Annotated in this window: 18 protein-coding genes and 2 tRNA genes; 1 reads left to right on the forward strand and 19 read right to left on the reverse strand. The window is 32.2% G+C overall.

Annotation, left to right across the window (positions count from 1 at the left end; all coding sequences use genetic code 11):
• Window positions 1-29 precede the first annotated feature (29 nt).
• The 10 genes from ACKVOD_RS09820 to ACKVOD_RS09865 form a co-directional block, all read right to left on the reverse strand.
• On the reverse strand, window positions 30-632 hold the full coding sequence (locus ACKVOD_RS09820; RefSeq protein WP_409209295.1) for a DUF6011 domain-containing protein: 603 nt from the start codon (window positions 630-632) through the stop codon (window positions 30-32).
• 580 nt (window positions 633-1,212) lie between these two features.
• Window positions 1,213-1,824 (reverse strand): hypothetical protein, encoded by a 612-nt coding sequence (locus ACKVOD_RS09825; protein WP_409209296.1) that lies wholly within the window; start codon window positions 1,822-1,824, stop codon window positions 1,213-1,215.
• A 105-nt stretch (window positions 1,825-1,929) separates the two neighbouring features.
• Window positions 1,930-2,400: a hypothetical protein gene (locus ACKVOD_RS09830; protein WP_409209297.1), complete on the reverse strand. Its 471-nt coding sequence runs from the start codon at window positions 2,398-2,400 to the stop codon at window positions 1,930-1,932.
• A 123-nt stretch (window positions 2,401-2,523) separates the two neighbouring features.
• Window positions 2,524-3,054, reverse strand: coding sequence for a hypothetical protein (locus ACKVOD_RS09835; RefSeq protein ID WP_409209298.1), 531 nt, complete (start codon window positions 3,052-3,054; stop codon window positions 2,524-2,526).
• A gap of 168 nt (window positions 3,055-3,222) precedes the next feature.
• A complete protein-coding gene (locus tag ACKVOD_RS09840; RefSeq protein WP_409209299.1) occupies window positions 3,223-3,429 on the reverse strand; it encodes a hypothetical protein in 207 nt (68 codons plus the stop codon).
• A 1-nt stretch (window position 3,430) separates the two neighbouring features.
• A complete protein-coding gene (locus ACKVOD_RS09845; RefSeq protein ID WP_409209300.1) occupies window positions 3,431-3,685 on the reverse strand; it encodes a hypothetical protein in 255 nt (84 codons plus the stop codon).
• A gap of 453 nt (window positions 3,686-4,138) precedes the next feature.
• A complete protein-coding gene (locus tag ACKVOD_RS09850) occupies window positions 4,139-4,531 on the reverse strand; it encodes a hypothetical protein (RefSeq protein WP_409209301.1) in 393 nt (130 codons plus the stop codon).
• A 258-nt stretch (window positions 4,532-4,789) separates the two neighbouring features.
• Window positions 4,790-5,206: an AAA family ATPase gene (locus ACKVOD_RS09855; protein WP_409209302.1), complete on the reverse strand. Its 417-nt coding sequence runs from the start codon at window positions 5,204-5,206 to the stop codon at window positions 4,790-4,792.
• A gap of 25 nt (window positions 5,207-5,231) precedes the next feature.
• Complete coding sequence (locus ACKVOD_RS09860) at window positions 5,232-5,477, reverse strand: hypothetical protein (protein ID WP_409209303.1); 246 nt, start codon at window positions 5,475-5,477, stop codon at window positions 5,232-5,234.
• A gap of 46 nt (window positions 5,478-5,523) precedes the next feature.
• A complete protein-coding gene (locus ACKVOD_RS09865) occupies window positions 5,524-5,790 on the reverse strand; it encodes a hypothetical protein (protein ID WP_409209304.1) in 267 nt (88 codons plus the stop codon).
• An 82-nt stretch (window positions 5,791-5,872) separates the two neighbouring features.
• On the opposite strand from ACKVOD_RS09865, the gene ACKVOD_RS09870 reads away from it, so the two are divergent.
• On the forward strand, window positions 5,873-6,376 hold the full coding sequence (locus ACKVOD_RS09870) for a group I intron-associated PD-(D/E)XK endonuclease (RefSeq protein WP_409209305.1): 504 nt from the start codon (window positions 5,873-5,875) through the stop codon (window positions 6,374-6,376).
• Here ACKVOD_RS09870 and ACKVOD_RS09875 read toward each other — a convergent pair.
• The 9 genes from ACKVOD_RS09875 to ACKVOD_RS09915 all read right to left on the reverse strand — a co-directional run.
• A tRNA-Leu gene (locus tag ACKVOD_RS09875) sits at window positions 6,345-6,417 on the reverse strand. The two genes, ACKVOD_RS09870 and ACKVOD_RS09875, sit on opposite strands and share 32 nt — an antisense overlap.
• Window positions 6,418-6,466: 49 nt before the next feature.
• A tRNA-Lys gene (locus tag ACKVOD_RS09880) sits at window positions 6,467-6,540 on the reverse strand.
• Window positions 6,541-6,829: 289 nt separating this feature from the next.
• The gene (locus tag ACKVOD_RS09885; protein WP_409209306.1) at window positions 6,830-7,012 is read right to left on the reverse strand and encodes a hypothetical protein; all 183 of its coding nucleotides are present in this window, start codon (window positions 7,010-7,012) and stop codon (window positions 6,830-6,832) included.
• Complete coding sequence (locus ACKVOD_RS09890; RefSeq protein ID WP_409209307.1) at window positions 6,993-7,295, reverse strand: hypothetical protein; 303 nt, start codon at window positions 7,293-7,295, stop codon at window positions 6,993-6,995. The genes ACKVOD_RS09885 and ACKVOD_RS09890 overlap by 20 nt, the downstream gene beginning before the upstream one ends.
• A 293-nt stretch (window positions 7,296-7,588) precedes the next feature.
• A complete protein-coding gene (locus ACKVOD_RS09895; RefSeq protein ID WP_409209308.1) occupies window positions 7,589-8,065 on the reverse strand; it encodes a hypothetical protein in 477 nt (158 codons plus the stop codon).
• A gap of 64 nt (window positions 8,066-8,129) precedes the next feature.
• Window positions 8,130-8,462: a hypothetical protein gene (locus ACKVOD_RS09900; RefSeq protein WP_409209309.1), complete on the reverse strand. Its 333-nt coding sequence runs from the start codon at window positions 8,460-8,462 to the stop codon at window positions 8,130-8,132.
• Window positions 8,463-8,560: 98 nt separating this feature from the next.
• Window positions 8,561-10,093, reverse strand: a complete 1,533-nt coding sequence (locus ACKVOD_RS09905; protein ID WP_409209310.1) for an ATP-binding protein — start codon at window positions 10,091-10,093, stop codon at window positions 8,561-8,563.
• Between the two features lie 71 nt (window positions 10,094-10,164).
• Window positions 10,165-10,359 carry a hypothetical protein gene (locus tag ACKVOD_RS09910; protein ID WP_409209311.1) on the reverse strand — a complete coding sequence of 65 codons (195 nt, stop codon included), beginning with the start codon at window positions 10,357-10,359 and terminating at the stop codon, window positions 10,165-10,167.
• 14 nt (window positions 10,360-10,373) lie between these two features.
• Window positions 10,374-10,717 (reverse strand): hypothetical protein (locus ACKVOD_RS09915; protein ID WP_409209312.1); only part of this gene is annotated, 344 nt, incomplete at its 5' end.

Below are 10,717 nucleotides of genomic sequence, written 5' to 3' on the forward strand. Positions count from 1 at the left end.
TGCAATGTCAAATTTTTTCTTTTATGAAGTTAGTTAGTTTTTCCCCACGGTAATTGCCATTTTGAAGCACAGCAAGGTCCGTATCCCACAAAAAGACTTTCTTTAGTTGTTAATTCTCTGGCGCAAAAACAGCATTGACCAGTTTCCCGTCCGTGCTGTGCCGAAAAATTCACTGGATCATTCCCTATTTGTTTCAAAAATTCAATTATATTTGATCCGCAAATTCCACTTTTACTAAATAAACCGGAGGGAGAAATTTTCCCTAAATAATCCACGCCGGACTTAACATACAAAAATCCTTTGTTTGCCCCAGTTTCGGGAGCGAGGGAAATTTTAAGCGGAGAACTATTAAATTGAAAAGTTAAGGCCGGGCGCTTTAATCCGTTATTTTTAGCAATGTTAAAACGGTTAATTATTTTAACAAAATCCGCGCCGACAGATTCTCCCGCTGGCTTTACAGTTTCCGGTGACAAAGCTTCGCGGGCTAATTTTTCCGCCCAAGTTAATTGTTTAGGCGTAAAAGATTTATATTTATTATAACCGGCAAGCAGGCTGGCGGCGAAATTATTTCCGGTGGCGGATTTAATAGTTAATCCTTTGATGATGTCGGCGGTAGTTAGTGGAGTAGTCATGGCCTAATTCTAATCCACAAAATCCAAGTGTCAAGTTCTAATTTTCATTCTTTTATTTTAGTGTTTTAAAAATATTTAGTTTTCTAGGTCTAAAAAATAACTAAATATAAAAAAAGGCAATAAAAAACCCTGACCGTCGTCACGGTCAGGGGAAAAAAGTCAGCTTTTTTATTTAAACTCTTGCGGGACTACCCGCTATGCTATCTTTATTTTTACAAGTAATAGGATTTCACCTTTGTCTTGGAACTTTAATTCTCAGTTCAACTTTCAATTGTTTTACTTTTTAATTCGACAATTGATTTTATTGGCAGTTTCTTAAATATTTAACTTCGGAGACTATTTGTTTCAACTCTGAGGTATAATTTATTAGTTGATCAGGCTAATTAACTCACCTACTCGTCTAAAACTTTAATTCGTTTCAAATCCTAATTATTTATTTCTGCCGTGTCGGATTAAGACACTTTTTCGTTTTGCCTTGCGGCATTTCTACTTTAACACACAAATTCTAACTGTCAAGAACTTTTTACAACTTTTTTCAGGTACTCATTTTATTGTCTTGTTTTAGATTATATTTAGTAAATTACTTTGCCAATTGCTTAATTTTTTCCACAATAATTACTCGCGGGGCGACTTTAACTTTAAAAACTGTGGAAAGACTGGGAGTTCCAGCGGTAAAAACAGTAATTAAGCTAACTACACTACAAATAGTAAAAATTAGAAAAAATACATTGTTAAAACCAAATCTAGTATCAGTTCCCTTTAACGAACATTTTCCCGCTTCATTAACATCGCAACAATGCCGATTACAATTATGTTTAGTTTCATCCCACCCTTTAATTTGTTTATAAAACTTAACCGCCAGAATTGGAAAAACAATTGCCGTACTAAAAATAATTACTACCCACAACAAATTCTCCCAAAAAATCCACGCGAGATATTCCTGAATATAAAGCGGAGTTTGTTCTGAAACAAAATTAGTTGTTTTACTTGCTGTAAGTTTTGCCCAATCCAAAAATTCAGTTGTATTTTGTTTACAAATATTATTCCAATCATTTTGAACTATCGGCGCGGCGGGCGCGGGCGGACCAACTGGGTCGTCGGCGGAATAAATATTATGTGGAGTTAGCCAAAAAATAATTGCAAGAATTGGCAGAATTAGTGAATTATAGTAATTTGAGAAGTTGATTTTCATATTATTTATTTGATTTTTAAAGTTTTATTTGAATTTAACTAAATAAGTTTTTCCGGGACTTTTAACTCCAACCCTTCATTTTGAGTTATTTAACTGACTTAAAAACTATTCTTTTTCCGCAATTGGCGAACCATTCAGACGATTTTCTGCAACCGCCTTATTAAATTGTTTGACTGTTGGCAAAGAATAATCATCGTCGCCGTTTGGCTTGCGAAGAATTCCACGCGAAGCCTCCAATTTAAACAAAATACCCGGATCAACAAACTTTTCCTTACGGCGCGGCGCGGCGACAGAAACTACTTGTTTTGTTTGATTTTTTGTTTGATCGGTAAGAAATTGATTAAATTCCTCGTCCACCGCGATAATTGCGCTAGTAATTTTAATTTTAGTTTTCGGCGGCATGGCAACCTTAGCTTTTTTTGGTGGCCCGACTTTCTTTAGATCGGCTTTCTTTGGCCCGGCTTTCTTTAGATCGGCTTTCTTTAGTGCGGATTTCACGGATTTAGTTGTTTTATTTTTCACGGTTTTGTTTTTGTTGTTAGTTGTAACGGACTTGGATTTAGTAATGGACTTCATATTATTTATTTGTTTCTATTTATTTAGATAAAAGGAGTGAGTTGAGAAAAAAACCGCCCCTAGCGTCACTCCCGACGCTAGAGGCGGCTAACCACCAATTTTTTGTTTAAGTTTTAATTACTATTACTTCTTTTTATTTTTAGTTACCTTCTTGGTAGCCTTAACCATTTTCTTGGGCGCGGCCTTTTTGACAGGCGCAATCTTCTTCTTTACCACCGCTACGACCTTTTTATTTGTTTTCTTTGGCGCAGCCTTAACAATTTTCTTAGCGATAGGCTTGGCTTTCTTCGCGGGTGCGGCCTTTTTCTTCGCCACGACTTTATTTAAAGTAATTTTAACTTTCTTTGGATATTTAAAGATAGCGGCTTTGGCAGTTGCAATAGTTGCAATCTTTTTTAGTTGTTTAGTTGCGGCGCGGAGAACTTGCTTTTCGACTTGAACCTCACGCTTTTCGACAATTGCCGGAGCGATTTCAATTTGTTTATTTTCAACAACCTTAACAAATTTCGGCTTAGGAGCGGGCGGCGTGATTTTCTTCATCGTCGCCAAGCTAACAGGGCGAAGATTATTTTGTTGATTGTAATTATTTTGTTCATCCCGGCGATTTTTACGGGCGGCGAAGTAACGGGCGCGGGTGATGGCAGACTTTGACATATTATTGATTTTTTCTAGTTATTTGTTTGTTTAACTGTGACTATTTCATCGTTTTCTAAGGACAATTTACTTTAGCCAATTTACTTTACTACAATTTAAACTTATCACCGATTTTGAAAGTGTCAAGAAAAAGTTTTCAGAATTTTAATCCAGTCTTTTGTTTTAGAATTAAAATGTTTTTTCTACTTTATATTTTTGATTCCACTTTTTACAATATCCCGACGGCATTGCAAGATAACTAGAAATAATTATTTTTGTATTTTTGAAAGATTTAGTTCTTTTAATTATTTTTGCCGTTTCAATCGCGGATTTTAAAGAGTCACACCCAAAATTTTTGATTCCACTAAATGTTTCAATTTGAAATTTTCTTTCCATACTAAATTAGGCTTTTTGTTTTAACTTTTTTAAGTGATTCAATATTCTTGAATAGAAACATCCCACGCGGCTGAATATTACCATTCATTTTCCTTTTTTCTCCATTTACAAATTGAAATAAAACGATATAATTACCGTAAAAACAATCTTTTTTAATTTCGTCCACTAAAATCAAATATATTGCGTTATAGGCTTGGACTTCAACAATATTTTTTAGTCCGATATTTTTCTTTTTAAGAAATGAAAGTGTGATCATTATCTTTTATTTTAAATAATTACTTTCTGATTTCTCCCAAATAACACAAACAAGGTTTAATCCGCCCGTTTTCATTCCTGAGATATGACTTGTCACATAATTTACAATTAACTGAATCTTTCTTTTTATTTGTTTTTGATGGCTGTCTCATTGATTTTATTGGTTAATATTGAGAATAAATTGAATTAAAATTACGATATTCGTAAAATTAATATAAACAAAGACTCCCCAGCTTGCCGTGGATGCTAACATTAGATATTTCATGTTTTTAACACTATTTAGAAGTAAAATAAATTAAACCTAGAATTAGATAAATTATTATTGCAGCAGCGACTAGGATTTTTCTTGATTGTTTAGTCATGTTTTTTTGTAGAATTATAAAGTTCTTGAATTAAAAAAGTCTCCCCGGATTGAACAGGGAGACTTTTCTTTTTATTTTGGGTTATTAATTATTTAGTTTTTAGTAACGTCAGAAACAATTGCTCCGCACTTGGCATGAGTCCGGCCAATTTCGCGGACAAATTGTTTAGCAGATTCCCACTTACTAAATCTGCGATTTTTTGCGCCGATTCCAATCGGAACGTATTTCTTATTAACAAGTTTAAATACTACAAAACTATTTTTAATTCCTTCAATCACTCCGCGTCCCGTGGCAAGGGCAATTTCATTTTTATAATTTTCAATTTCCCGGCGGATTTTAATATCGTGAGTAACGCGGCGTTGAAGATTCCAAGGTTTAGTTTTTACATCGCGTTCAATTAGCATTGATTGTTCTACCATATTAAAATTAGAGCCTAGTGAACGAATCGGAGCTTTAATTGAATTGTTTTTGTTAAAGGTTTTCATTAGAGTTATTTATAGTTAATTAGTTATTTGACTGGTTGGTTATTTTTTGCTGGTTGACTGAGACTGCAATATCAATATAACACAAAAAATTGCATTGTCAAGTGAAACTTTATTTTCTTTCTACTCGACGCGGCAATTTAGATTTCAAAATATTTTATATTTAAAAAAAATCAGTCAAAAATTTCATTGATAACAATCCATTGAATCAAAATAATTAGTTTAATGAAAAAAATTAAAAAGCATTTTTTTTTATTATTATTAAATCAATTTCAAACTTTCAATTATTGAATTTTTTTGTCGCTCCAAAGTTTCCGGCGGGACATTATGAGTATTCCAGCCCTCATGCCGCCGCTCTAATACTAAACTAATAACTTTATATTTATAAATTTCGGCCTTATCAATATAAAATGCAAATTGTTTTTCGTTTACATTTGTATTATTAACAATAATAACTTTTTGATTTTCAATTAAGGCTTGTTCAAATTTATTGCGGCAGACGTTATGAGCCTCGTCGAGATTCGCCGGGTTGAAATTATAAACTCCTTCTTTATTTGTAAAATAATCATCGGCTGAACAAACAATTGTATTTGGATATAATTGCTTGATTGACTCAGCAAAGAAATTTTTACCAGACCCACTTACGCCCCTAGTTAAATATACTAATGGTTGGTTCATTTTATTATATTTTAATTATTTAAAATTAATCATCCAAAACTTCAAATTGATCCCAAAATTTTTGGTTATCTTGTTTATAAACAACAATGTGACCAACTAAATTTTCCTCACAATCTTTTGGGTCTTTAATAACAACTAAATTTTTATTTGTATAAGTTGGATATTCCTTATCTCTATAAAGTTCTGGCGGCTCGCCAATTCCCAAATAAATAGCTCCCGGAAAATTATTATTTGTATATTTTTGTCCAACGATAATGTCTTGTTTAGTCATAAATTTGATTTTTATTATTTATTTAAAATATTTACTTACCCAGATGCTAGGAGTTGTTTCTAAAAATATCATTTTTTACCAAAATTTGATCTGGGGCGAGATAAAAATAATCCCAAATTCTCAGGGCAGCATCCTTTGCAGAATGAACAATAAAAAAAGGTTTAATATTTTCATTGCCTCGGATACAAACCAAAGTTTTTTGTTTACGATAACTTTTTCCAACTCCTACATAAATAATTCCGGGGATTTGACTATTTAAATAAAATTTACCAACTTGAATGTTTTTGGGAGTGACGGGAGCGGTGGAGTTCATATTGTTTGTTATTTGAAAGATTTATTGATTGTTAATTTAATTTTAGTGTAAATAGATAATAGAACACCAAGAACTATTAACTATGATTATATCTGACGAAACAATTAAAGGGGCGCAAGCCGTTATTAAAGTAAAAAATGATTTAATTGAAAAGAGAATTATTCCTTTAGTATCAGAAGTAGAACAATTACCTTTTGATTTAGTTGGATTTAATCTCGAAAATCATAAATTTATAAGATTTCAAATTAAATTTGCCAGCACGAAAAGAGTTAGAGTAAAAAATACCAAATATAATTACCGAAGTAAAAAAATTTCTAAATACTTAGATGGTGATTTTGATTTTTACGCTATTTATATTCCAGATAAGGATAGAATTTTATATGTCCCGTTTAAATTAGGAGGTAAAAATATTTCTTTTCAAATTAATGATACTGGCCGCCCTTTTAATTGGTGGGAAGATTTTCTTGAAATTAAAGATAATAATTTATATCGAAAAAAAACATGTAAAGATTTTGGAATTACACCTAAAAAATATGGTGGAAGAAAAATAAAAATGCCGCCTGTCGGACTCGAACCGACACTATAGGGATTTTAAGTCCCCTGCCTCTGCCATTGGGCTAAGGCGGCTAAATCTTTTTACTTCATTATTTTAAATGATTTTTATTTATTTGTTAAATGGTGGACCATGATGGTAACTCTCCATCTTCAACGGGTTAAAAATCCGACGCTTTAATTTTAAGCTAATAGTCCTTTGTTTCTTTATTTATTAAATTTAAGTTCTAATAAATACACTAAATCTTGTTGCCATATTTTGGCCACAATTTCCGCGCAAATATTCGTAAACATTTAAAACATTTTCCATCGCTTCCCTTTTATTATTAGAATATTTAGTTATTAAACGGAGACATTCACTTCCGTTTCCGTTTATGAAATTATTTGTTATTGTTTCGAGAAGTTCAGCAGTCATATCGTTTATTGTATCACCTAAATCCAATCTGTCAAGAACTTTTATTGACTTTTCAAAAGTTTTTTTACCTTTTTAACTCCACGTTTCTTTTTGTTCTTTAAACAAAATATCAATATTTTTCAAATGATCTAAAATAGTTTGCTCATTTAAACTTATATGCCGGGCGATATAAATTTGATTGCCGATTATTCTTAATATTTCCAACTGTTCCGACGGGGAATATTCATTTATTGTTTTATTTTTGTCCAAATTCATATTTTTCTCCGTTAATGTTAATATTTAAAATATTTTCCACAGGAATTGCTTTGTATCCGCCCGGATTTTCGCCGGACTTCAATTCATAAACTGTAATTAAATTCAAAGATTTAGGATTGTATTTAAGCTCACCGCCCTTTAAATATTTCTTAACCCCCAAGCGTCCCACAATTTTTCTTTCCTCGCCGGTTGACCTTTTAATGAAAAAAATTTCAAAAATACGTCCGCGCGCGGCAACCAATGCTTTTTTTACATTATCATAATTTGTTTTTTTATTTTTCATATTTTTTTATCTTAAAAAGATTAGAATTATTACGGTCAATATAATTATTTCTCCCATTCTTATATGATTTTTTAAAAACTAATCATCATTTAGTTCATTCAGCCGCCGATTTTCCAATTCATTATATTCAATTTGATTAATAATTGAAGTATTTAGTCCAGAGTCTAGGATGCCGGAAATATATTGCGAGCTTGCTTTATTCTCGAAAAGATTGTCGAGGAAAAGTAAATATTTTAGTTTTTGTTCGGTCATAATAGTTTTATTTTGAATTTAATTGTTAATTTTTATTTAAATTACTTACTAACAAAGGTCGCACACCGCATACACCGGGCGATTTTTAGTCGCAGACCAATTACTTTAATGAAATTCGTTTCACGATTGCAACGCTCACGATCCGCCAATCCCATATCGCACTTAAATTGTTTATTTTTTTCTTTTTCAGTAATCGGGCGGAAATTATCGCGGAGGATTCGTCCCTTTGGAACGACCAACTTTGGCCCGCGCGGAATATGAATCTTTGACTGTTTATAATTAAACAATAATTCTTTAAGTTCAGGGAAAGAAACAATTGTAAAATCATTCTGATCGAGAAGCATGGAATCTTCCCCACGCTTTACAAAAACTTTTTTAACTAAAAGATCGGTTTGATTTTTAACCAATCGCATCGCACCTTTTTGATTAGTTGCTACATCGGCGGAATAAACCCGGCCCTTATGAAATTTAATATTTGTTCCCGCTTGAATAACAGTATTTAGTAGCTGAATTTTCATTTTATTTATTTAATTTGGAGTTGAGTTAGACTGCAATTAGAATATAACACAAAAATTTTGACTGTCAACAAGAATTTTTTTGAGTCGCCCGGATTTCTTCTTGTTGATCCAAAAAATCATTTAATTTTCTTTCGCCCAATTCAAAATCAATTTCTTGATCTGAATTTTTCTGTTCCTCAGTGGCGGATTTATACAAACTCAAAACTTTAATGTTAAAATGTTTGTATGCTTGATTTTTAGTATTAACATCTATTTGACCAAAAATATAAGCACTTTCAATCAATCCGCGAGTATAAGAATTAATATCTATTTTAGGTTCGTGGATTTTATTTAAACGTCCAGTGGTAATCCGGGCGGATTCAGTAATTGTTAGAAAATCTTTAAATTTGATATTCATGTTTTTGTTTTTATTTAATTGTAGCTAATTACAAAATTGACAATCCAGTCGAAATAGGGGTGATCGTATTCGTTCATATTATTTTATGTTAATGTTAATTAACTATTTTTTGCATCGGCGCAGGCTTGAAAAACGTCTTTGATTCTCGGCATCACACGTTCGAGCAAAGCATCATAATAAATAACAAAATCTTGATTATGTAAATTAAATCCTGCGACATGAACAAATTCGTGGCAGGCACTTACGGTCAGTCTAGTCAAATCTTTCTTATTATTTAGAGAATATTTAAGTTTTCCTTCATTATTTACGGGGTTAATCATTACATAACTAACACCTTCATTTTTCATGTGCATGGCGATTGCGTCGTCGTCAAACACCCATCCAACCGCCCACAAATATTCTGTTTTTGTTAAATTACTTAGTTCCTCACCAATAATTTCACAAATACTTTTCCACTGTTTAATAAATTTATGTCGGTCTGCCCCGATTGTCCCGTTATTTTCCGTGGGATCATAAAATTTAATAACTTTTTTAATATTTTCGTTATTAGTATCGGAATAAATAACCATGCTATCCAAGATTGGACAAGTAGATTTAGTTAAATATTCTTGGGACAAAGGTAAAACTCTGCTGCCCAAACCTACGTCCCCGCCAGAATAGCTAGAATCCGGGCTAGAATTGATTATTTGTTTGACAATGGCAGTTTGCGCGGCTGGAATTAAATTCGCTGGAATTATTTGATTTATAGAAACTTCTTTGCCGCTGGACAAAATTTCTTTAATTCGAGAAACAAACGCTTTGCTTTTATTAATATATTTAATAAATCGGCGGGAACGATCTTTTAATGCGCTGGTAGTGTCGGCAGCTAGTTCTCCCAAAAATTCATCCAGTTGAGTTTTATATTTATAATTTAGATTGTCTCGCGTGGCACTAAGAATATCGCGGGAATTTTTTAAATGAATTTCTACAGTAACGCCAGCTTTTGCGGCTGTATAATGGACAAAAGTAACTAATCCATCCACCCGAACAATCAATTTATTTTTAATTTTCTCATTGGATTTATTAGCATAAACAAATCCACAATCCATTTCCCGGCAAAATGTTCCCATTCTATAGGAATCATTTAAATTTTCCCCATTTAAGATAACTATTGAATTAATTCGACTCAAATATACAATTTGTTTAAATCGTTCAATTAACTCGTCTTTGGTAGCTTCAATTTTTGCCTCAAATTTAACGCCACGGACAAATTGTTTTCCCTTTTTAATTTCATAATTTGCCCCAATTCCCTCGCAAATATAATCCTGCGAAATTATTTTATAATAATCCGCCGAAAAACAGGTTAAATTTCTAGCCTTGCCGTACCCGCCTTTTGTCTCGCCATCCAATTTACTTGTTTCTCCCATCGTGAGAAAAACATCCTCCAAAACCTTTTGAGACATTCCCTTTCCATCATCATTAAATTGAATAATTGAATGATTTTCGCCGGATTCAGTAATTAAACATTCAATTTTTCCGGCACCGGCATCTAAGCTATTCTGAAATAATTCGCGCCAAAAAGCAAATTTCCAGTCAGTATAATTTTTCTTTTCAATGGCGAAAAAACGAGGAGATATTGTTAGAGTTTTCATATTCAACTCTACTATACCACACCTTTTTACAGTGTCAAATGGAATTTTTTGTCTTTAATTTTTTTTAATTACTAAATCAAACTCAATTGATCTTTATCAATATAATTTTTCTTATTTTTTTTCGACAAAGCAAGAATCTTTCCAGCTTGACTAGGAGTTATTCTTTCACTTTCTTTATTATTAATAATATAAAAATTGTCCGGCGGCAAAATTATTGAGCCGGGGAAGAATTTTTCAACTAAAGTAAGAATTTTTTGGGAAGTCATGTTTTATTATAAAATTAATTATGTGGATTCCATTTAGTTATCCAAACTTTTCTGTCTGGGTGGGAATCTTTATGCTCTGTAAAATCAAATAAATGATTTTTTGCCCCCACTTGACTATTTAATCCAATTTCAAAATTACTATAATCAAAATCTGGCGGATTATTGATAATTCCCCGGACTAATAATTGATCGCCATCTTTAAATGATTTATTTTCATGAAAATATCCCTCGCCAGCTTCCGCCCGACAAAGAACAAATTTATCCCCAAAATCCATGTAATTTAGATAAATAAAATCCCCCGGTTTGACGGGAATAGTATTGAATTTTAATTTATTTTTCTTTTTGTTTGCTGTCATTT

This window comes from Flavobacterium sp. (assembly GCF_046155325.1).
GTDB lineage: Bacteria > Bacteroidota > Bacteroidia > Flavobacteriales > Flavobacteriaceae > Flavobacterium.

What these genes read in the sequence shown, in the direction of transcription:
- ACKVOD_RS09830 (WP_409209297.1), bottom strand. Translation starts at nt 2,400, where the DNA reads ATGAAGTCCATTACTAAATCCAAGTCCGTTACAACTAACAACAAAAAC.
- ACKVOD_RS09895 (WP_409209308.1), bottom strand. Translation starts at nt 8,065, where the DNA reads ATGAAAATTCAGCTACTAAATACTGTTATTCAAGCGGGAACAAATATT.
- ACKVOD_RS09850 (WP_409209301.1), bottom strand. Translation starts at nt 4,531, where the DNA reads ATGAAAACCTTTAACAAAAACAATTCAATTAAAGCTCCGATTCGTTCA.
- ACKVOD_RS09835 (WP_409209298.1), bottom strand. Translation starts at nt 3,054, where the DNA reads ATGTCAAAGTCTGCCATCACCCGCGCCCGTTACTTCGCCGCCCGTAAA.
- ACKVOD_RS09825 (WP_409209296.1), bottom strand. Translation starts at nt 1,824, where the DNA reads ATGAAAATCAACTTCTCAAATTACTATAATTCACTAATTCTGCCAATT.
- ACKVOD_RS09845 (WP_409209300.1), bottom strand. Translation starts at nt 3,685, where the DNA reads ATGATCACACTTTCATTTCTTAAAAAGAAAAATATCGGACTAAAAAAT.
- ACKVOD_RS09885 (WP_409209306.1), bottom strand. Translation starts at nt 7,012, where the DNA reads ATGAATTTGGACAAAAATAAAACAATAAATGAATATTCCCCGTCGGAA.
- ACKVOD_RS09855 (WP_409209302.1), bottom strand. Translation starts at nt 5,206, where the DNA reads ATGAACCAACCATTAGTATATTTAACTAGGGGCGTAAGTGGGTCTGGT.
- ACKVOD_RS09900 (WP_409209309.1), bottom strand. Translation starts at nt 8,462, where the DNA reads ATGAATATCAAATTTAAAGATTTTCTAACAATTACTGAATCCGCCCGG.
- ACKVOD_RS09840 (WP_409209299.1), bottom strand. Translation starts at nt 3,429, where the DNA reads ATGGAAAGAAAATTTCAAATTGAAACATTTAGTGGAATCAAAAATTTT.
- ACKVOD_RS09905 (WP_409209310.1), bottom strand. Translation starts at nt 10,093, where the DNA reads ATGAAAACTCTAACAATATCTCCTCGTTTTTTCGCCATTGAAAAGAAA.
- ACKVOD_RS09890 (WP_409209307.1), bottom strand. Translation starts at nt 7,295, where the DNA reads ATGAAAAATAAAAAAACAAATTATGATAATGTAAAAAAAGCATTGGTT.
- ACKVOD_RS09865 (WP_409209304.1), bottom strand. Translation starts at nt 5,790, where the DNA reads ATGAACTCCACCGCTCCCGTCACTCCCAAAAACATTCAAGTTGGTAAA.
- ACKVOD_RS09820 (WP_409209295.1), bottom strand. Translation starts at nt 632, where the DNA reads ATGACTACTCCACTAACTACCGCCGACATCATCAAAGGATTAACTATT.
- ACKVOD_RS09910 (WP_409209311.1), bottom strand. Translation starts at nt 10,359, where the DNA reads ATGACTTCCCAAAAAATTCTTACTTTAGTTGAAAAATTCTTCCCCGGC.
- ACKVOD_RS09860 (WP_409209303.1), bottom strand. Translation starts at nt 5,477, where the DNA reads ATGACTAAACAAGACATTATCGTTGGACAAAAATATACAAATAATAAT.
- ACKVOD_RS09870 (WP_409209305.1), top strand. Translation starts at nt 5,873, where the DNA reads ATGATTATATCTGACGAAACAATTAAAGGGGCGCAAGCCGTTATTAAA.